We start from the raw sequence: 21,262 nt of genomic DNA, 5'->3' as shown, positions 1-21,262 counted from the left end.
GCAGTATTAATAATCGTAGTGCCAGCGAATGTCTATCCCTTGCCGGTTATCATCTCCCTGGGTAATAATTAAGTCCAGATTATCTTTGAGCAGGTATTCAAGGATAAACATGGTTTTAGGGGTGGTTCCGCTTATTTCATTTATAATTGCAAAAAAAGTTCTACGGTTTAAATACCACCCGGTTTTAACAGAAGTTCCACTGTCAGACCCGGAACGGGTATTATCAATTTGGACAACATCTATTCCTAATTCCTGGGTTGCCAGGGTCTCAACTTCATCCATTAATACTCCCACCAGTAAATCAGTTGGCGTTGAACCGCCACTGCCGCTAACCACCTGTTGCCACGATTCTAAAGCATAGCAGGGTTTATTAAACAAAGTGTAACAAACAATATCTTGTTGTTCCATTTGCGGCTCACTTTCAAACCTGAATTCCGGGTCTGCGGCATTTCCTTCTATAATGTAATAAAGTATAATTGGGTCGCCTTGTTTTTGTGAAGACTGGGGGATATAGCTTGTATTTATATAAAGATCTGGTTCATCGACAGGGCCACTAAAGGTAAATCGCCCTTCTTCCAGGCTAAATTGTTTCCCCAGTGGTCGCACATAGCCCCTTTGTGCATTCAAAGTACCGAATAACTGTAACTCACTGTTTGTTTGTTTTTGAGCATCAAGTTCACCCCGGAGCTCAATTTCAAGATCCAGGTAGCGGCGATTTCTAACCATGAAATTACGTTCGATCACAAATTGCATATCTATTGCCAAAGAATCGTAAGGGCTAAATGAAGTACTTTCCTCTCCTTCTAATTCCACCGTTTCCACCGATTTCTCTCCGAAATCCTGCAAGTATATAAAACCATTTTTGATCGTAAGTACCCCGGAAGCTTCAGGTTGTGTGGGAGAGCCGGTTATTTTGCTGTTAAGGTCAATCGTGAGGTTATAGTCATCGGTATTGGCCAGTCTGAATCTATTTGCTTTAGCAGTTATGTCAAGATTAGTTGGAGTAATTCCTTGTAAGTCAATGTGCCCGGTGGCGGTGAAATTTCCACTTCCGCTTTTCATGTTTAAGCTTTTTAGTTCTAAGCCACCGGCATCAGAAAAGCGAAGCTCTGAATTGATTTTGGAAAGATTGATTCCGGCAATTGGCACCGCCAAACGCCCGTCGTTGAGTCTTAAGTATCCTTTTGAAACAAGGTTATCTTTGGGGCCTGTAATACTGATATCTGCATTTAAAGTACCCCTGAGTCTATTGGTGTACTGCTTATTAAGGAAGTCATTAAATACAGAAATATTAAAATTATCTGAAAGCAAGTTAAAACTCAGGATATCAGTTCCTTCCGGCATATTTATTTCAAAGGTTCGGAAATCCATTGAAATGGGTATTTCAGCATCTATAGAAGCCGCCTTTTGTCCGCGGGCATTTATTTCGGCTAATGCTGTCAGCTTTTCTTCTAAATGATGATAATTGAAACGGGCAAAAGCTGAATCAATTCTGATACCTGAGAGTGTTGGTTCAGTCAAATTAAAGACACCTTCAAAGTCGGGCTCACCCGCGGTTCCGGAAAGCTGTCCGTTGAAACTCAAAACTCCGGTAGTTTGTGTTATTTCAAATGTATTTAAAATACTTTCAAAATCACTCAGCTGAATTGGCTTAATAACCAGGTTCCCGCTTACAGGTTCTTCGAAAAAAGAATCGTCCAAATCAGCCGGTGCTTTAAGTGAAAAGGGAACATCAATGATTCCGGATAATTTTTCTTCACCTTGAGCAGTAATGGCCAAGTCGGCGTTCAGTCTCTGCGAGAGCACATTGAAATCAAGAGATATTTTGTCAATCTCTGTATTTCGATAAGATAGCTTAGTGATTTCCAAAGCTCCGTTGCCTGAGAGTTCGGTCGGAGATTTATCAATTTTGATATTTCCGGAAAGTATGCCATCCACAAAACGCTCATCAAAAATAATATCCTGAATAACTCCAAAGTCAAAGTTTTGACCATCAGCCCATAAGTGTTGATTTAAAGAATCAGCAAATGGAATAGAGAGATTTAGATATGTACCTTCATCGGAGCGAAGTTTAAGCGTGTCGGTTTGGATAGTGGAATTTTGATAGGTTACATGAAAAGGCGATTGCAATGAAAGCAGCCGGGAAGGGGTTTGAAAGTTGAAAGAATTCCAATCTAAATCGGTTCGAAGGGTTTCAAGGTTAACGGTATAATTTCCCGATTGATTAAGCTGACCTGCATCTTCACTGATAATATCCAGATTAAAATTACCGGAAAGAGAATCAGAGTTTGATATTCCAATAGTTTCAAATTGCAGGTCTCGAAGAGAGATATTTGAATAGGTCGGTTCGTTAATATTCAGGGAAAGGGAGTAACCGTAGTCATCTCTTATCGCTATTTTTGTGGAACCTTCAATAGATTTCGCTGAATAGAGAGTATCGTAATAAATGTCGTTTAAGTGAATATGCCCGTCAAACAACAGTTCGTTTTCAATTGCTTCGGTAATATTTCCGGAAACCTGACCAGTAGCATTAAATACATCGGCCCCTATAAGCGGGGCAAAAGGCTGCAGGTTCTTGACCTGCATATCAAGAGACAAGTTATTATCAGGATCATTTTGGTTGGCAAGATTACGACGCCCGGAAAAACTCCCTTCAATTACTTCGCTGTTCAATTCACCATCGCGGATGGTTAGTATATTTCCGTCAAGTCTGGCACTGATGTCCAACAATGTAAAAGCAGCACCATTCACAAAGCTTGAATCAATGAACAGGCTTGTATTCAGTTGAATTTTTTCGGGATCGAAGTGTCTGCCGTTTCCCTGAATTTTTATGTTTATGGAGCTTGGAAGCTCATCAATGGCTGTGATTTCCTTCAGGTTGAATTCCCGGGCATCCATTTGATAGGTAAATGTGGGCACTTCAGTAAGAAAGTCAGCAGCAGATGCGGAAAAATCCATCTTGCTGTCAATGAGTTGGAGGAACCCCTCTGTTTTTACTGAACCCTCAGAGATTGTACCCTCAAGATTGAAATCTGAAAAGGGCTGACCAACGATGGTAATGGTGTCTTTTGCAATTACAGGGTGGAATTGTGTTAATTTTGTGCCGCTGCTGTCTCGAGATGCAATAGCACCTGTCACGTCAGTACTCGGAAAGATAGAAAAAGTCCAGGGTTCATCTGAAAGTTCAAATCCTTTCCCCTCGGCCTTTGCCCTGAAGTAGATCTCACCGCTTAGTTCAGGATTTCGGGTCCACCACCCAAGGTCTATTTCTGAAACTTCAGCATCTACACTCCAAGCCGGGTTTTCAGTAAAAACTCCCCGTACATCAGGATTTAAAATGATCCGGTCAGAACCATCACTGAGTTGAATGTTGGCCATCAGGTTTTCGTCTTTTAAAGTCCCGCTGCCAAAGAGTGTCTCAAACAGGTACTCCTCAAATCTGATGTTGTTGAGTGTAAATCCCCAAGTAATATCGGCAGCCGCAGGCACACGGTTAAACTGTCCTTCAAATGAAAATTGAAAATCACCTATTTCAGCATCTTGGGAGTCGTTGGTGAAATAACTGATATCCAGATTCTTGCCGCTTATTCCAAATTTTGTCAACGTCGGTGTCTCTGAAAAAGAGAAGTTTGAAATAATAAGAAGGTCATCAAATCCACTTCCTTCTGCGTTGAGTTTTAATTGTAAATCATTAAAGTTTCCCGAGATATCAAGGGAAAGATTGAGGTCATCAGAGGGAAGATCATAGTTTATGTAGGGTTGAACATCCCTAATGGAAAAAGGCTTAGTTGTAGTTTCAACGGCTAAAGTAGAGTCGCTGAGATTTGAAAATCCGTTTGCCCGGATAAAAGATCGCCCGGATTCTATCAAAAGATCATTAAGGGAAATAATTTCATTTTTATAGGAGCCGGAACTTGAGAATGAAACAGCTTCGGTAAGTCGCCCTTCATTAAGTTTAAAAGACAGAGATGAAAGTGAAACGGATAATTGTCGGTCATAACTAAATCCGGCTTTGGCTGAAAGTTGCTGGATAGAGAGGGTTGAGTCGGGCAGATATGAAGGTGAATTCACCCGTATTGAGCTGTTATCTACCAGCAGATCCTGAATGTCGATTCCAAAGGCTGGAGTTGATTCTTCAGGCTCCACATCAGTCTTAGTTTTGAGGAGGTCCTGCACATTGAATTGTCCGTTTTCAGTTTCAGAAAGGGTAACTCTAAGTCCTGACAGGGAAATCTCTGAGGCAGAAAACCGGCTGTTCAAGAGTTCCCAGATATTGTATTTGATTCGAGTTGAATCTAATGAAACAGTAGTGTCAGTTTGGGTGATGTGTAAGCCATAAATGCTAAAATCATTCCATAGGTCACCTTTAATTTGGTCGATCGAAAGAGATCCAGTCAGGTTTTTGTTGGCTAATGAAACAACCTGGTTTTTTGCGAATGAATGCCCCCATGATGTTTTGAGTGAATATCGGAGCGTTGTGAATAGTAAAATCAATGAAAATAGACTCCATCCGATGTACTTTAGTATCCTAATAGCGATATGTGTTTTTTTATCACCCATTAAAAAGCCTGGCCTATACTGAAATGAATGCCCCATTTGTCCCAGGCACTTCCATAATTTTGTCCCTGGTAAATCTGAAGGTCCTGATCCGTCGGGTTGATTTTATAAGCTATATCTACACGAATAGGCCCGATCGGGGATTGATACCGAAGTCCACCACCAACACCCCACTGAATGGGTGTCGTGCCAATATCATTAAAATTCGACCACACTTGTCCGCCGTCCAGAAAAGTGGCTACCCCAAATCCTTTTATAAGTTGATTGAGTTGAAAGCGAAATTCGGTGTTAAAACTAATTGTAGCACGCCCTCCAATTGGGACAAAGTGTGAAAAGTCTCCTTCCTCATCTAATATGGGTCGTTTGGGGCCCAATTCTTGCCGGTTCCATCCCCTGACTGAATTCGTGCCCCCATTATAAATTCGGATATCAGAAGGCAGGGAATCTTGTTTTGCATAATAGATTCCGGCGAAGTTAATACGCTTTGCAAATACAATCTTATCAGTCAGTGGAGTAAATTTTCGGGCATCTAAGCCTACTTCCTGGAAGCTGTATGTGGATTCACCAAACAGGCCTGAAAGCTCCCAGAAAGGTTGAAAAGACCAGCCCTCTTGCCCGCGACTTAATCCTTTGGAATAAAAAGCATTTAAGTTGAAAGAGGAAACATTATAGGATTGGATACTGTCGGGCAAGCTTTCTTGTGAGCTAGTGGTAGTTTCATTGTTGAGGGTATACTCATAGGAAACGGTACCGGTAAAGTTTGAACTGTATTGATATACAAAGCTATTAGTAAATCCCCCTCGAAGAATTTCATATGACGGTTCCAGCTGATGGCTTATAAAAGGGGATGAAACCAAAGATGTTTTAGTATTAAGTAAGTATGGAAACAAATAGTCAATTCCCAAGCGTTGTTCTATGGCTGAAGCATTTCCCGAAATGGTAAAACGCTCACCTCGGTTACGGACATTTCTGTGCGTCCAGGAGGCCTGCCCTCTGAAAAGTTTATAAAAGTCAGCCCATCCATTTTCTATACGGGTTAGATTGCCTATTCCAAAAAGAAGCTGTAACGACCTTAATGGGGATTCTTTAACTCTTACCTTTATATTTATAAGAGAATCCTTAGGCTGATCAGGAATGGAAACAAGGGCAAACCTAAGCATGTGATGATTGAAAACTTCTCTCTGGGCTTCTCTTAACTGTTTTTCACTGAAAAAATTATTTTGTTTAATTCCTGTTTCTCTTGCTATATACTTAGCGGGGAGGTTTTCATGCCCTTCAACAAGTACAGAATCAAATCGTGCCCTGGGGCCCGGAGTGCTTCTAAGAATAACTTCTGCTGTTTTTGAAGTGCTGTCGATATTAGCATATACTTCACTATTCGCATAGGGGTAACCGAGATTTCGTAGCGCTCCAACTAAACTTCCTTCTACCTCAGATTGATTTACTGTTTCATACCGCCTCCCTTCTCGGTACGGGAGCCGCTGCTTGATGGAGTTAACATTTTCGCTGTTGGTAATTAGTGTACTGTCTTTCTGAGATGAGACGATCTCAAACCGAACATTTTTTATTTGTATAGGCGAATTTTCAATGATTTCAAAAATTACTGTTTTTCTCCATTCCTTTGATAAGTCTTCGATACGATACGATACCTGCACATCATTAAACCCGCGACGCTGATAAAAGCGCTCAATTCTGATTACATCCCTTCTAACGTCATTTTCATTTAGGCGCATACCCGGTTTTCGCCAAAACATTAACTTTTTGAAAAGAGAGGGAGCCTCGTTTGTAATAACGTTGCGAAGAACAATCCCCTCAAAAGTTTCGTTACCCTCAATTTTTACTTTCCATACCCTTGTTGATTCGAGATCTTCTTGAGCTAAAGCCAAATTTAAAGGGCAGAAACACCAACCTGCAAGCAGAATTAAAGGGAGTAACCGTTTAAAATTAGTAAGAATCAAAAGCGTGATATATTTTTATGGGTAATAAGTATAACTGAATGTTTGCTATCTTGGAAGCTTTTACCTTATGGTGCAAGCTAAAGTTTATTGTTTAAAAACAAATTTTCTGAGTATGTATAAGTTTATTTTGTTGGTTATAATTTCTTTAGGGTTGGTTTCCTGTAAAAGCAGTGAAGAGTTTACCGGATTTTCGTACGATCCCCCTGATGTAACCAACACTTCTGACAAAGAGATAGACCCTCAATTCCGCCGGATTATAGGCGTTGATAAACCTAAAGTATGGGTTAGCAATGAGTTTGAGGGTGCCCGTATCAATAATTTTTATGCCCTTAATGATTCAATTTTCGAAGCGTTTATAGCTCCGGAGAATGGACCAATTAATAATAGTCCATGGTTTGCATTTAAAATATGGAGCGATACCGTAAGAATGGCTATAATACAGCTTAATTATGAGGATGCCACACACAGATATATTCCGAAATTGCTAAGTTGGGCTCCAATGGATAGTACCTGGAAGCTACAAACAGAGTTAAATGCAGAATATGATTCTGTAAATGGGACGGCTGTTTTTAAAGTGTTGCTTGCAGAAGACCCGATTATAATCAGCGGGCAGCCATTACACACTTTTTCTAATCTGAAAGACACCCTCCGGAGCCGTAATATCCTTGGAAAGGATTTCGTGGAGGTCAGAGAAGCCGGGGTGTCAAAAAAAGGAAAACCCATCTGGGAACTTATAATTACAGAGGCTGGGGAAGATCAGAGAGCACCTGTTCTGGCATTAATTGGTAGACAACATCCGCCCGAAGTTACCGGGTATCTTGCTTCGCTTATTTTTCTGGAAGAACTTACTTCCGAAAGTAAACTGGCAAATAAATTTAGGGAGACATTTGTCATTAAGGCATTTCCGATGCTAAATCCGGACGGAGTAGATCTTGGGCATTGGCGGCATAATGCCGGAGGCGTTGATTTGAACCGGGATTGGAAAAATTTTAATCAGCCTGAAACCAAAGCCGTACGTGATGCGCTTTCAAGTATGAAAAACAATGAAAAGCGGAAAATGTTTTATGCGATAGATTTTCATTCTACTAATGAAAATATTTTTTATCCTATCAATGAAGACATAAAAACTAATCCTGATAATTTTACTCAACAATGGGTCGCAGAAATTATTAAGGAAAATCCGGAGGTTGAATTCAATATTGAGGAATTCGATACTTCTTCTCCGATAGCCAAGAACTGGTTTTATCACACATTTGGGATTGATGCACTTACTTATGAAGTAAATGACCAAATTGAAAAAGAAGACCTGGAGAAAGTTTCACGCTCGGCGGCTCGTCTACTTATGGAGCTGTTATTGAAGGAATGGGCCAAAAAGCCTCTTGAAAACTAATTTAGGGATGTACATATTTGTCAAAAATAAGTTAATGATAATGCAATGAAAGGATCTGACATTTTATTGGAAGGCATTCAAAACTGGAAACTGCGCTTGGTGCTAAGTGCTCTTTTATGCATAATGGGGCTTGCGGCACTTATCAGTATGACTTTGGGAGAGTTTGTTCAGCTTACGGTAATGGATAAATCCATCGTCAGTATAGCTATATTTATGGTTGGAACACCGGCATACCTTATTGCCAGTAATCTGGGCAAAGTAGACCAATATACGATTGCCGGTTTTTTGAATGAAAGTTTATCAGAAATTCAGGGAGATGCCGAAGTTTTGGTAAAAAAAGAAGAAGAGCTCGACGAGGAAGAAAAAACCCGTCGGGAACAACTGGAAGATTTTTTTAAAGAGAATCCGCTATACAATTATCTCCCGGATAAGCCTGTGAAGCAAGCTTATGTTCTTTTTGTATTATCCTTGGCAGGCAGTTTTAGTATATGGTACATGGGTTAGATAGCGGATGAATGGCTGTTCTGTAATAAAATGAATGTATATTTCTGATAGAATTTTCTTTGTGTTAATACGGCATATGTATGGGTCATAACCACAGTCATCACCATCACCCTAAGATTGATGATTCATCTATTTGGAAACTTTGGGTTTCCATATTTTTGAACCTGGCGATCACGTTAGCTGAGTTTGTTGGCGGTATTTTGTCCAACAGTTTGGCTTTGCTTTCAGATGCTGTACATAACCTGAACGACACTATGTCGCTCGGTATCACCCTTGTTGCTAAAAAGATTTCTAAAAAAGGAACCAATTCCTCCAAAACCTTTGGCTATAAAAGGGCGGAAATCATTGGAGCTTTTATTAACCTTATTACTTTGGTTATTATAGCACTTTTCCTGATAAAGGAAGGGGTAGAGCGGTTTTTTGATCCGCAAGCTATTGATGGGATTACCATGTTTTGGGTTGCCATAGTTGGACTGATAGGTAACTTTGCAACGGCAGCCCTGTTATGGAAAGATGCTAAGAACAACCTGAACATGCGAAGCGCCTTTATCCACATTCTCTCGGATGGCCTTTCCTCGGTTGGGGTTATTATTGGCGGATGGCTGATTCTAAAATACCAGTGGTATATAGTGGATGCCATTCTCACAGTAATTATCGGCGGGTATATTCTCTGGCACTCTTACCATATGCTGAGGGAGACAATTAATATTTTAATGGAATCGAAACCTGAGAATATTAATATCTCGGAGCTAACAAGCCTCATGAAAGGTGTAGAAAAAGTGTGTGATGTCCATCATGTACATGTATGGAGGTTGGATGAACACAGTACTATGCTTGAGAGTCATGTAGTAATCGAAAAAGAAGATTTGGGTGAAATGGAATCCATTAAATCATCAATCAAAAAGCTGCTGCATGACAAATTTGATATCCATCACAGTACCCTGGAATTTGAATTTGAGCCTTGTGGAGCACCAAAACATAAACTCGCTCATAGGCATTAGCCAATTCAGTTATTCTCGGGTACGGAGAAGTCCTGATTGTATGGATTGACTTCGGGAACGGTAATTTTCACTAACCCATAATTCGCGGCCTGATGGCATTGGTTACAGGTATGAATCATAGTTTGATAATTCTCTTCAAACATGTCTTTGTCCCGGGCATCAATGGCAGATTCAATCTTTTCTATTTCAGGTGGAAGCATAGTCTCTAATAAACCGCTTACATCTACTTCGTCATCCATATGGTTTTCGAAAATAATAGTTTCCATCAATTCCTCAATCTCATGTGCATAAATATCAGCAAGCCCCCAGTTTTCTTCCATCCCGGAAAAATATAATTTAGTACTATAGCCCTGCATGAATGACATATGATAGATTAGCGGCACAGTCTCTCCATAATGCTCATTGCTATCCATATGATCACCCGGTCTGTTTTCGGATTGACAGGCGATGCTGATAAAGATTAATGAGGTTATAATTAGGAGAGCAAAAATTTTAAGGTGATTTTTCATTGGAAAAGAATTAAGGAATTGAAAACTTGTTCTGACAAGGCCTAAGTTATTCCTGAATACCTTTATATTCAAATCATGAAAAAATTAATTTTATTATTACTGCCTTTTATAATTTTAGCCTGTGGTATCCGTACAGATGTTATTGACGATTTTGGGGACGCTTCTTTTGATTTGCTAAACCAGGACAGCGTCAAAGTTACTTTCCCGGATGATTTTCAGGGTGATTTTATAGTTATGGGATTTATTTATACTAACTGCCCGGATATTTGCTCACTGATTACTCAAAACTTGATGCGGATTCAAAAAGACATGAATTATCCGGAAGATGTTCAATTTATAGCAGCTACATTTGATCCAGTCCGGGACACTCCTTCAGCCTTGAAAAAGTACGGAAATTCGTTTGGGGTGGATGAAAATTTTACATTTTTAACCGGAGACTCAACGCAAGTTTTTGCATTAATGGACAGTGCAGGAGTAAGAAGTCAGATATCGATGTCCCAAACAACAGAAGCCGGACGCAAACTTTATTTTATCAATCATTCTGATAAAATTATGGTGCTTGACAGACAGTCACGTGTGATATTTGAGTACGGAGGAAGCCAAAAAATGATTCCGTCTCTTGTAAGAGAAGACCTTAATAAAGTAAGATGAAGTATTTGATTTCTATTTTCGTTTTAACTGCTTTGATGGTTACTTCATCCTGCAATTCAGAAAACAGGAAAGGTGAGGTGAATTCCGAGGGTGTCACAAAAAAAACAGAAGAGCGCGTTCGCCCTGCGGCGAGCGGAGGCACCAGTGCGGCTTATTTTACCTATATAAATACATTGTCGGTTGCGGACACCATTGTTTCTGTGAGTAGCCCTCAGGCGGGAATGGCTCAGCTTCATGAATCTTATGAAACTGAAGACGGTTTGATGGGTATGAGGGAGCAAAAGAATGTTGTCATACAGCCGGAAGAAAGCATCACATTTCAACAAGGCGGTTTGCATATTATGTTAATGCAATTAAATGAAGACCTGACTAAGGGGGATTCTGTATTGGTTGAGATTGAACTTGAACAGGCCGGTGTTATTTCAAGAGTGATTCCTGTAAAAGAAAATTGACAGGTTTGAATCAGGCAGAAACTCCAGAAATTTATAACAGAAAAGCTCACATTTACGAGCAGAAGTGGGAGAAGTATCTTACTCATACTCATCAAAAAATGTTGGAGGCTTTTGAGAGTAAACAGAATCACCGAATTCTTGATGTGAGTGCCGGAACCGGTTTGTTTGCTCATCATCTCATTGAAAAGGGGATGCCGTTTTCACAGCTGGTCCTTAATGATGTGTCAGGCGGAATGCTGAATATTGCCAGGGAACGTTTTACAGAAAACTCCAGGGTTTCATTCACCGCCCATTTTGCTGAAAGCCTTGGGTTTGAAAGCTTATCTTTTGACACGGTAATTTCACTAAATGCATTTCATAATTATGTGGACCAGGGGCAAGCCTTATCAGAGATATACCGGGTACTAAAGCCGGGTGGGCGACTATTGGTTTTGGACTGGAACAGGAAAGGATTGTTTCAGCTTGTTAACTTTTGCATCCGGACTTTTACAGGGGAATTTATTCAAACTGTTTCTGCGGAAGAAGTGAAACAACTGCTTGAATCTGAAGACTTCAGTGTTCAGGCGCTGAAGGAGTGGAAATTCAGGTATTGGAACTTCTTTTTATGTGAGGCAGAAAAATGATTAGTATGCCAAGTGTAAAAAACCCGGCACAAGTTTAAATCTCATGCCGGGCTATTTTAAAAAACTAGTTAAAGATAGATTAGTCTTTACTTGGAGGAGTGCCTATTTCAATGTTCTTTTCGATATAACCGCCCCTGGTAGAAAGAATTTTAACGGTTCCTCTTGCTCCGTCAATATCATTCAGTTTAACCTCAAATACTGCTTCTTTCGATTCTCCGGCATCTGTATATCCTGCCCGGATTGTTTTGTCATATAGTTTGGGAGTAATGATTTTGAGGGAAGCATTTTCATATCCTTTGGTCAGTTCAGAGTCAAAGTCAAGCATTACCCGGTCTTCCTGAACAATTTTGACCAGTTGTGCTTGCTTTAAGGCCACGGGAAGGTTACCTGTATTGGTCCACGATACAGTAATTTTGTAGGTATTGTCAGATCTTTCTTCTACAGTAATATCATCTAGCGTAATTTGAGGAAGCTCTTTGGCCATCATTAAGTTGAACAGAGCTTGTTTTTTAGCCCATCGTTCAAGTTGCCATGGTGGCCCGTTTTGACTGAAAAACTTGGGATGAAAACCGCCGATTTCAACTTCCCCTAAATCAGGATGATTGAATTTAGTCCATGCTTTGAAGCCTTGCCCATTGTTTTCCTCGTCGTCCCAACGGATGGCATCATAGTTGTCATACACTCCGTCTTCGTTATAATCTTTCATGGCTCCGTTATTCCATAGTTCATCACCATACCAGATAGAACCAAAGTAGAAATAGCCAAAGTCGGGACCGTGTCCAAATAAAGGAGCAGGGCGAGAAGGGTCTCCGGTGGTTCGGTTTGTTGGATAACGGGTCATATAGGTTTCATACACATCACCGGCCCAGGGGTATTCAGTGATTTCCAGCCCCAGTTTATCATACTTTTCATAAAGCGCGAGATCTTTTGGATACATCCTTTCCTCACTTTTCGAAGTCGAAGGAGGACGTAAGTGCATCGGAACTCTTGTATCCATAGAATTGACCACTGAAATATTGGGGTGCGTCAGCATCCACATGACTACGGACTTTGATTCCGGTTCACTCAGCGGGTATTCGCCGGCGCCATATTGCGTATATCCTCTTCCGGTCAAATCTTCACCTCTGTCGGGCCTCCAGTTTTCAACATAATTACGGTGAAGGTCCAAACCTCCAATACCGTCTTCATTAATATCGCCGTCTCCGTCATTATCGACACCTTCAGAGTAAACGAGCCAGTTACCTTTGCCGCTAAGCACTCGTTTCATTAAACGTCCTTCCGGGTCACGAGGATCAATAATGTAATTAGCATCTTCCATTTCGTCAGGACTTGCTTTCTTTCGCATGGAGTAAATAATGCCATCACCATCCAGGTCCTCCGGTGAATCTTCATCCAGTAGCCCATCGCGGTCGTTGTCATGAGGGCGTACCGAGCTGCGATTTGATTGAGCCGTATGAAGGTATAAGTTAGAACCGTCCGGGTTGTTCTGAGGGCGTAGATAGATCGCTTTCGTATCAATTAATTCGGTGATTTCAGGATCTTTTCCATAGTTTTCCAGCAAATGCTTGGTAAGCCATAAAATAGATTCACTGCTGGTGATTTCACCACTGTGGCGGCCTCCCTCAAAATAAGCAGCCGGCTTATCGGTGTCCTTCCCGGTTTCCTTGTTGGTGATCGTCATCTGCAAAATAGGTCGGCCTTCAAAGCTTTTGGCTACTTCATAGAGATCTACGATATCCGGATATTGTTCTGCCCATCTTTCATACCAAGCGTACATAACATTGGTAGTGTGATAGGTATCAAAAGTAAGTTCTTCTCCGGCTTCATATTCCACTTCAGGGAAACGGTGTTGTTTAAAGAAGCTAATCCCGTGGCGTTCTCCGCCAACAGTGAACATCGTAGAGTCTCCATTTGACTCCGGCCAGCTTAGGGTATGCAGTGGAGTATAATTTTGAGCAAAAGATTGAGCTAAGATGCCAAGACTAAAGAAAAATAGAATCCCGAGTTTCTTCATAAGGAAAAGAGTTAGTTGGTGTTTAAAACTTAAGGTATTACACCACAAAGTTAACTCATGTTAAATTATGTTATCGAGAAAAGAAAAGAAGGGAAGGTCGTCTGAAAAGAATTGGTTACCTATAGATATTCAACTACAGCAGTGATATCGCCTTCATAATGGCCATTCAGTTTCTGATGATCTTTTATTTTTCCATTGACGGAAATATGATGCTCACCAGACTCAGAAGTAATATGATTTATTTTCAATGGTTCAAACTCAATAATTCCGCCTTCCTTATTTTTTATTGAAGACTGATTTGAGATGTGAACATTTACGTCAGCTCCGGGGGCGGCTACAAGAGAGAAAGATCCGGTTTCAATATCCTCTGAATAATTTACAGTGCTAAGGTCAATATTGGCTGCTTCCATTGCGAGGAAACCTGCGCCACTGATAATCTCAACTTTCGCCTGCATTACAGCGGTTACCTGGGCATTTACTAAAAAGGTAAAGCTTGAAACGGCAGAAATTAATATGGAAAAAATAAGTGCTCTCATTGGGGTGGTTTTTTATCTCAGCACTAATTTATTAAAATTTCTTAATATTAAAAAATCTTAATATTTCTAATTACACAAAATTATCCCATGAAAGTCTGAAAACATTGTCTATAGGTTATTACCGTGGTTTTTTACATTTATTAGAATTTAGAGCTTTCTAATAAAAATGAGGGAGCTATAAAAAAAGCCTCGAAACTGAGGCTTTGGAAGTGGGGATAAATCCGGTCTTAAATTCTAAAAAAGCGTTTAATTTTGATACGCCTGGCTCTTTTTTTAAGAAGAATGAGTTTGTCTTTATCAAGGCCGGCATCTTCATAGTTTATTTCAACCTCTTTTAATGACTCTTCAGGGCGTAAAACTCCAAGATGCTTTATAAAAGTATTTAGGTGGGATCGTAAGTATTTTTTTCGATTCTTATCCAGAATATCAATAATAGATTCCCAGATTTCCGGTTTGACCGAACATTCAATACCAAGTCCGATGGCATCAGTATCATCCGGGCTGTTCAGGCAAATTTCGAGCTGCAGCTCCAGGCTTTCTGGCAGGGGTTCGGGGCGCAGTAATTTTGGCCCGCGATGATCTTTATGTCCCTTTGGGAAAAAGCTCTTCCACAACTCACCGGTGGTAGGATCATGATAAAACACCTCAAAGGTGTCCATATTTTTTCGTACCGGCACCATGTCTTTGATGCGTTCGATCTGTCTTTTGTTGTTTAGGATATACATGATTCTGGGGATGTACTGATATGTACTTTCAGTAGATTTAAAAGTTCCGCGTAGATGATTTGTTTCAGTAAAGATAAGAAATAATAAAAAAGGAACGCTATGTCGAATGTCCCTTTATCAAAGTAGTCTTGACCACGTGATTTCCCAAAGAGATTTTTGCCTCCGCCTGTACACCTCCCATCATTATTGTAGAGAAGTTATGACGAACTGAGTCTGGCTTGATCCCTTATATGACATGAAATTGTATAACAATGGGATAACAAATTCCCACTTTATCCCAAAGCCGAGCTGATCATTCAAAAGGGTTTAAAATAAAAAAAGCCCTCAGACAACCTTTAAAGGTCATTTGAGAGCTTGTCAATGTCGGGGCGACAAGATTTGAACTTGCGACCTCTCGACCCCCAGCCGAGCGCTCTACCGTGCTGAGCCACGCCCCGATCAATGAGCGCTTAAGATACGCATCATTACAGGCAAAACTCAATCACTTATTGGGAGTTTGATATTCCTGAATGTTTTGTTAGAGTTTGAATAAGATTTTTGTGAAGCCTTTATCAAAACGTCTTACTGTCGGGTTGTTATCGTAATCGTCTCCGTCAATATCGTATGCTGCTCCAATTTCAAAATATACTTTTTCATGAGGATTGAATAAAAGAGAGAGGGTGATCCTGTGATTAAATTTTACCCCGGTAAAATTTTGTTCAGTCCAGTCAGATTTCATAATCTGATATTCCTGATGGTCAAAAGAATGATCTGAAAAATGGTATCGGGGCAGAAAGCGAAAATTAGATTTAAACGGACGAATGCCAATTCCAATGTCACCCAACCATCTTTTTATGCGTAAATCAAGGGGTTCTTTAATAAGTGAAAGCTCGAAATTTGTCCCTTCTTGCTGGTCGTAGTAGTATTCGTGTGAAACCCTCAGGTAAGGTTGAAACCAATCGTAATGACCAAAGTAGAAGATACCGAATTTGTTTAGGCGCTGTATTGATCTATAATGACCATCGAATGGATTGCCTCCACTGCTTCTATTTGTAGGATTCTTGTCTAAGTAACCATAAATGCCAATGGTTGAATTCTCAAAATTAAAGCTTAGAGAACCATTGACAAAATAGACATAGGTTTTTTCTTCAAACCGAAAATCGCGATCAACGCGGTAGTTGTAAACCCTTCTTACTTTCGGCTGCCATCCGGCCGAGATATCCCAAAACACAGTATTATTTGAAGGTGCATTTATTCGGGTATAAAAGAAAATGGGGCTGTTTTTATAACGAAACCGGTAGTTTTCCTCTTCAATTTTCAAAGGATTGGTGTCGTTCCCCGCGGTATGAACAAAATTATTCAGATAGTCCAGATATGTGAGGTCGAATCGAAAATGCCCCAAGTTTTTGTTATTGTATCTATAGCTGAGCGTCACATCAAGATCTTGTTTATATTCGGTGAGGGTATGAAGAGCTGCAATACTGTGACCGTCACTAAGGTTATGCAGATACTCAATTTCAAATAGTGCTCGAGTGGCTCGCGCATTTTGCTGAAGATACATATGCGTATTTACATGTGATACCTCAGAAAATTTGGAATTTGTATGGACTTCAGAATATACCGCAAGCCTGGTTTTCCTGTAACTTCCGGCTCTGGTTCTTACCCCATTGGGATTTTGATGCCAGGCAAATTGATCTCCGGGTAAAAATTCCTGGGTCATCATATCTAATTCATATTCTCCATTAAGCAAAGGAGTAATTACTCTTCCATAACCACGGTCATAAAAATAGGTGCCATACGCATGAGAACGATCCAGAATTTGTAATCTGTTTTCAAATGACCAATCATAAGTTGTTCCATGAGCCGGGTTTGAAAATCCGTACTGAGCAATTAGTTGTGTTGGCGAGCATAGTGAAATTAAAACTAAAAACGCCAGACCAATAAATTTATTCAAAGAGTCCATAAATTACTTTACTGGGAAGAAAGGAGCTACTTTTTGCTTTGGCACAACTCCACTAAAACACCATGATTATCCTTGGGGTGTACAAATGCTACCAACTTGTTATCGGCTCCGTCTTTTGGTTGTTCATTGAGCACGGTGAAGCCTTCTTTTCGGAGTCTATCCAGTTCTGCATGAATATCCTTTACTTCAAAAGCTACATGATGCAGCCCCTCGCCCTTCCTTTCAACATATTTAGCTATGACCGAATCAGGTGCGGTTGGGCCGAGTAATTCTACTTTGGATTCTCCGGTTTGAAAAAATACTGTTTCTACTTTTTCGCTTTCAACTACTTCAGTTTTGGTTGGCGAAGCATTTAAAATTTTTGAATAAGTTGAAGTGGCTTTTTCTACGTTTCTGACGGCAATGCCAATATGGTCAATGTGCATGAGGTTGATTTTCTGATGGTTAATTAAATGGATTTTTTAGTAAAATAATTGGACCGAATTTAAAAAGTACATCTATTGATTGTATTATTTATTATTCAACTGAATATCCGGGTATATATAACAGTATAAATATAAATTGTTTATGGCGCACCACCGTATAAAAACTTCAAATAAATATCCTTTTTGGTTAAAATCTACACTCATCCTAATTGGCTTAAGCCTGCTTTTCGTAGTAATGAGTTACGGCAAGTTCATTTTAATGCCATTAGCCTTCTCCGCATTCTTTGCGATGCTGTTAAGTCCTTTGGTTAAGATTTTTGAGAACTGGAAATTAGGAAGGGCTTTCAGCATTATTTTGACGCTGCTTATTATTTTAATTGTTTTTGCGGGAATATTATCGCTGATTTCGGCACAATTCATACAGTTTTCAGAACGGATACCGGAAGTCACAGAAAAACTAAAAGCGGTATCAACAAATGCCATCATTTTTCTGGAAGAATCCGTTGGCATTTCACAAGAAGAACAAAGTGAGTATTTGAGGCAAGGTGTCAACAACCTTATTGACCAAAGCGGGAATTATGTGAGTTCTATCGTCAGTGCAACTACCAATGCATTTACGGTGATGACACTAATGCCCATCTTTATTTTCTTCATGCTGTACTATCAGGAGCTGTTCAGAACCTTTTTTCGAAAGTTATTTGAAGTAAAAGGCAAAAGTTCCCGTGTGGATCAGCTGCTTGACCGTGTCCAGGGAGTAACCCAGAATTACCTGGTGGGGATGTTAACGGTTATTGGAATTTTAGCTGTCTTGAATACTACCGGCCTATTCATTATTGGATTGGAGCATGCTTTGTTTTTCGGTGTTTTCGCCTCGCTTTTAGCCATTATCCCGTATATAGGAATTATTATCGGGGCACTGCCTCCGCTTCTTTTTGCTTTCTTACTCACAGATTCTTTGCTCACCCCAATTCTTGTGGTGGTTGTTTTTGGGATCGTTCAATTTCTGGAGGGTAATTTTATTACTCCACGGGTAGTGGGTTCTAAAGTATCCATAAACCCTTTTGTAGCTATAGTTGCTTTAATCATAGGCGGAGAACTTTGGGGTATTTCAGGGATGATTCTATTTGTTCCGCTGATTGGTATTTTAAAAGTGGTATTTGATCAAATTCCTGAAATGAAGCCATATGGGTACCTACTTGGAAACAGTCTTAAATACGATGACAAGTTATAAGCAGAAATACTTTTTTAGTGCATTCTTTTTTTTCTTATGTGGCCTGATGAGTTTTTGGGCTTGCTCATCCGATAAGTCAGCCCCTAAGGAGCATTATTATTTGAAAGGTTATGATCATCTTGAATTTAGGGATACGTTAGGAAACCCAGTTCCGGTGTCGCAATATATTTACAGTACCACCAGCACGAATGGTTTTCGGAGCTATGGGATTCGAGATACAAGTCTTCTGTTGGTTCATAAAAGATCGGGTGATCCTTATACCGGTTTTATACGGACCTTTCACAGGCACACATATAATTTACAGGGAGAGTATAAGGACGGAAAAATGTTTCGGCTGCGGTACTGGCACCCTAACCGCACACTTGGCATGGATGCCGACTATACCAAGAATAACACCTCGCTGTGGGATCCTTCGGGTAATTTGGTGGTCGCAATTACCCCGGGCGAGACTTATTATTATTATCCGGGTACAAGAAAAATAAAAGAGATCAGAAGAGACACCATTCATAGCTTTTTCAATATTCAGGGAGAATTGACCCGCTACAATATTTTTACCGATTCTACTATGACTTTTTATTATGCAGACGGAAGTCCTCGGTTGCAGTTACCGTACCGCGAAGGAAAGACCAGAGATGGGTTGGCAAAGCGATGGCACCCGAACGGTCAATTACAGGCTATTGGTGAATACAAGGATGGAACACAGTATGGCACGTGGATTGAGTACGATAGCCTGGGAAATGAAATCAAACGGGAAGTTTTTTGACCCAATGGAAGAGCAAAATTAAAAGGTTAATTAGGGTATTTGATTTTTAAAGCAAAAGGCCAATCTTAGAGAAGAATCAAATTTCAGGTACAAAATAATGAATCTTCGATTTCCTTCCCTCACCGAAATAACCGAACAAGGTTTTAGTACCTTTAAGCGGTTTCCATTTGCTTTGACAGTTGCATTTATTGGAACCCTCTGTGCTATGTGGCTGGCCGGACTTTCATGGGGCCAACAGTCAGATTATTTTTTTATAGTAAAAATTTGTTGGGTTTCGGCATTGAGTATTTCGGTTTTTCTCTCACTTTCTACCTTGGCAGAAAGCCGGAAATGGACTTTTAGGCAGGGTTTTCTTACCAAAATGGGTGCCTTGGTTATTTTACTCATTTACTATTATTTGTTGCCGGATAATTTTTCATCGGATGAAAGCGAGCCATTTTTTCGCTACCTGCTTTTCTTTATCGCGGCCCATTTGTTTGTTTCTTTTGCTCCGTTTTTACAGGATGGAGAGGTCAAAGATTTCTGGGCTTATAATAAGACGCTTTTTTTGAGAATATTGACTGCTGCTCTGTACACAATGGTCCTTTTTGCCGGACTTTCTATTGCAATGCTTTCGCTGGAGAACTTGCTTGAGATTGATATTTCAGGTAAGCGGTACAGTCAGTTGTGGATATTTTTAGCGGGATTATTCAATACCTGGTTTTTTCTGGCGGGGGTCCCGCATCCAAATCAAATGTCCGAAAGTGAACGAAAGTATCCCGGTGGCTTAAAGATATTTGTGCAATACATTCTAATCCCCCTGATTACCGTTTACATTTTGATTTTATATGCATACACCGGTAAAATCATATTAGAATGGGAATGGCCGATTGGTTGGGTTGCCAATTTAGTGCTTAGTTTTTCTATAGCCGGAATATTGGCGCTGCTTCTTTTACATCCTATTCGAAATCAGGAAAATAACCGCTGGATCAACTTATTTTCAAAAGGATACTATATCGCCCTCATACCCCTCGTTTTATTATTGATGCTTTCAATCTGGGTGCGCATTTCGGAATACGGAGTAACCGTGAACCGCTACTTTGTGGCTACTCTCGCTGTTTGGCTGGCAGGCATCGTGATTTACTTCCTGGTGGGAAAATCCAAAAATATTAAAGTAATACCGATTTCATTGTGTGTGATAGCATTATTAATCTCCTTCGGTCCCCTGGGGGCATTTGAAGTTTCAAAACGAAGTCAGTTGGATCGTTTTGAGCAATTGCTTGAACAGAATGAATTGCTGTCAGATGATAACAAAATAATTAAGGGTGATAAACTCATCTCGTTCGAGGACCGTAAACAAATAAGCTCAAAGGTGGACTATCTTTTAGAATTAAAAGGTTCTGAGCCTTTGCAACCATATTTTGAAGAAGATCTGGAAGAATATCTATTGGCTGAGGATAGTTCAAATAGATATAATGATGCAGGTAAAATCATGCGCTTAATGGGAATGGAGTATGTTGCTGTATGGCAAAGAGAAGACCAAGCGGAGGTGCGGCCAAATGACCTGTACTATTTACTTGAACCGAGAAGCGCGATTCCGGTTTCCGGTTATCAATTTTATCTTGGGGAATTTATTTTCAATGTTAACAACATTGAGCAGGTTAAAGAAACCAGGGATTCTGAGTGGACCCTCAGTTACAATAGAACGGAAATGATTGTAAGGGTTGAGTCCATAACCGACGGAAGCAGCATTAAGATAGAGGTACTGCCTTTAATAAATAAAATCAAAGAATCGGGTTTAGTAAACAAAAATACTGCACACCAGTCTATTGAAATGCTGACAGTGGAAACAGAAAATGAATCGCTGGCAGTGAAAGCGGTGTTTAAAAATATTAATGGGTTTACAGAAGGAGACGAGGTGACCATTCAAGATGTCACAGTAGTACTATTTGTTACACCAAAAAAATAAAACCGAGAAACAAAAAAAAGCTGGTACTTGGCA

17 protein-coding genes and 1 tRNA gene are annotated in these 21,262 nt (G+C 40.1%); 9 read left to right on the top strand and 9 right to left on the bottom strand.

Going from position 1 to position 21,262, the window contains the following annotated elements; translation table 11 throughout:
- Positions 1–6 precede the first annotated feature (6 nt).
- Both HUJ22_RS10475 and HUJ22_RS10470 read right to left on the bottom strand, forming a co-directional pair.
- The gene (locus tag HUJ22_RS10475) at positions 7–4,560 is read right to left on the bottom strand and encodes a translocation/assembly module TamB domain-containing protein (protein WP_290877047.1); all 4,554 of its coding nucleotides are present in this window, start codon (positions 4,558–4,560) and stop codon (positions 7–9) included.
- The gene (locus HUJ22_RS10470) at positions 4,560–6,443 is read right to left on the bottom strand and encodes a BamA/TamA family outer membrane protein (RefSeq protein WP_290877044.1); all 1,884 of its coding nucleotides are present in this window, start codon (positions 6,441–6,443) and stop codon (positions 4,560–4,562) included. Before HUJ22_RS10470 ends, HUJ22_RS10475 begins: the two co-directional genes overlap by 1 nt.
- Positions 6,444–6,627: 184 nt before the next feature.
- Here HUJ22_RS10470 and HUJ22_RS10465 point away from each other — a divergent pair, with 184 nt between their 5' ends.
- The 3 genes from HUJ22_RS10465 to HUJ22_RS10455 all read left to right on the top strand — a co-directional run bounded on the left by HUJ22_RS10465 (position 6,628) and on the right by HUJ22_RS10455 (position 9,410).
- On the top strand, positions 6,628–7,905 hold the full coding sequence (locus tag HUJ22_RS10465) for a M14 family metallopeptidase (RefSeq protein WP_290877041.1): 1,278 nt from the start codon (positions 6,628–6,630) through the stop codon (positions 7,903–7,905).
- 45 nt (positions 7,906–7,950) lie between these two features.
- The gene (locus HUJ22_RS10460; protein WP_290877040.1) at positions 7,951–8,409 is read left to right on the top strand and encodes a hypothetical protein; all 459 of its coding nucleotides are present in this window, start codon (positions 7,951–7,953) and stop codon (positions 8,407–8,409) included.
- Positions 8,410–8,489: 80 nt separating this feature from the next.
- Positions 8,490–9,410: a cation diffusion facilitator family transporter gene (locus HUJ22_RS10455; protein WP_290877037.1), complete on the top strand. Its 921-nt coding sequence runs from the start codon at positions 8,490–8,492 to the stop codon at positions 9,408–9,410.
- A gap of 5 nt (positions 9,411–9,415) precedes the next feature.
- On the opposite strand, the gene HUJ22_RS10450 is transcribed toward HUJ22_RS10455, so the two are convergent.
- On the bottom strand, positions 9,416–9,823 hold the full coding sequence (locus HUJ22_RS10450; protein WP_290877035.1) for a hypothetical protein: 408 nt from the start codon (positions 9,821–9,823) through the stop codon (positions 9,416–9,418).
- A gap of 171 nt (positions 9,824–9,994) precedes the next feature.
- Between HUJ22_RS10450 and HUJ22_RS10445 the strand changes: the two genes are divergently transcribed.
- The 3 genes from HUJ22_RS10445 to HUJ22_RS10435 are packed head-to-tail and all read left to right on the top strand — an operon-like array spanning position 9,995 to position 11,645.
- The gene (locus HUJ22_RS10445) at positions 9,995–10,570 is read left to right on the top strand and encodes an SCO family protein (protein WP_290877033.1); all 576 of its coding nucleotides are present in this window, start codon (positions 9,995–9,997) and stop codon (positions 10,568–10,570) included.
- On the top strand, positions 10,567–11,022 hold the full coding sequence (locus tag HUJ22_RS10440; RefSeq protein ID WP_290877030.1) for a copper chaperone PCu(A)C: 456 nt from the start codon (positions 10,567–10,569) through the stop codon (positions 11,020–11,022). The genes HUJ22_RS10445 and HUJ22_RS10440 overlap by 4 nt, the downstream gene beginning before the upstream one ends.
- Positions 11,023–11,027: 5 nt before the next feature.
- On the top strand, positions 11,028–11,645 hold the full coding sequence (locus tag HUJ22_RS10435) for a methyltransferase domain-containing protein (RefSeq protein WP_290877028.1): 618 nt from the start codon (positions 11,028–11,030) through the stop codon (positions 11,643–11,645).
- Positions 11,646–11,724: 79 nt separating this feature from the next.
- Here the strand turns inward: HUJ22_RS10435 and HUJ22_RS10430 are convergent, their stop codons facing one another.
- The 6 genes from HUJ22_RS10430 to mce form a co-directional block, all read right to left on the bottom strand.
- Positions 11,725–13,659 carry a M14 family metallopeptidase gene (locus HUJ22_RS10430; protein ID WP_290877026.1) on the bottom strand — a complete coding sequence of 645 codons (1,935 nt, stop codon included), beginning with the start codon at positions 13,657–13,659 and terminating at the stop codon, positions 11,725–11,727.
- Between the two features lie 119 nt (positions 13,660–13,778).
- Positions 13,779–14,195 carry a hypothetical protein gene (locus tag HUJ22_RS10425; RefSeq protein WP_290877023.1) on the bottom strand — a complete coding sequence of 139 codons (417 nt, stop codon included), beginning with the start codon at positions 14,193–14,195 and terminating at the stop codon, positions 13,779–13,781.
- A 227-nt stretch (positions 14,196–14,422) separates the two neighbouring features.
- Positions 14,423–14,920: a hypothetical protein gene (locus HUJ22_RS10420; RefSeq protein WP_290877021.1), complete on the bottom strand. Its 498-nt coding sequence runs from the start codon at positions 14,918–14,920 to the stop codon at positions 14,423–14,425.
- Between the two features lie 363 nt (positions 14,921–15,283).
- Positions 15,284–15,357 (bottom strand) — tRNA-Pro (locus tag HUJ22_RS10415).
- An 80-nt stretch (positions 15,358–15,437) separates the two neighbouring features.
- A complete protein-coding gene (locus HUJ22_RS10410) occupies positions 15,438–16,862 on the bottom strand; it encodes a hypothetical protein (protein ID WP_290877018.1) in 1,425 nt (474 codons plus the stop codon).
- A gap of 26 nt (positions 16,863–16,888) precedes the next feature.
- Complete coding sequence (gene mce / locus HUJ22_RS10405; protein ID WP_290877015.1) at positions 16,889–17,287, bottom strand: methylmalonyl-CoA epimerase; 399 nt, start codon at positions 17,285–17,287, stop codon at positions 16,889–16,891.
- A gap of 142 nt (positions 17,288–17,429) precedes the next feature.
- On the opposite strand from mce, the gene HUJ22_RS10400 reads away from it, so the two are divergent.
- The 3 genes from HUJ22_RS10400 (at position 17,430) to HUJ22_RS10390 (ending at position 21,229) form a co-directional block, all read left to right on the top strand.
- Positions 17,430–18,518, top strand: a complete 1,089-nt coding sequence (locus tag HUJ22_RS10400) for an AI-2E family transporter (RefSeq protein WP_290877012.1) — start codon at positions 17,430–17,432, stop codon at positions 18,516–18,518.
- A gap of 154 nt (positions 18,519–18,672) precedes the next feature.
- Entirely contained in the window at positions 18,673–19,281 is a 609-nt protein-coding gene (locus HUJ22_RS10395; protein ID WP_290877009.1) for a hypothetical protein, read from the top strand.
- 97 nt (positions 19,282–19,378) lie between these two features.
- The gene (locus HUJ22_RS10390; RefSeq protein WP_290877006.1) at positions 19,379–21,229 is read left to right on the top strand and encodes a DUF4153 domain-containing protein; all 1,851 of its coding nucleotides are present in this window, start codon (positions 19,379–19,381) and stop codon (positions 21,227–21,229) included.
- Positions 21,230–21,262 lie beyond the last annotated feature (33 nt).

Origin of the sequence: Gracilimonas sp., assembly GCF_014762685.1 — a bacterium.
GTDB lineage: Bacteria > Bacteroidota > Rhodothermia > Balneolales > Balneolaceae > Gracilimonas.
Note: the sequence above shows the minus strand (reverse complement) of the source record. Positions and strands in the feature narration are given on the sequence as shown.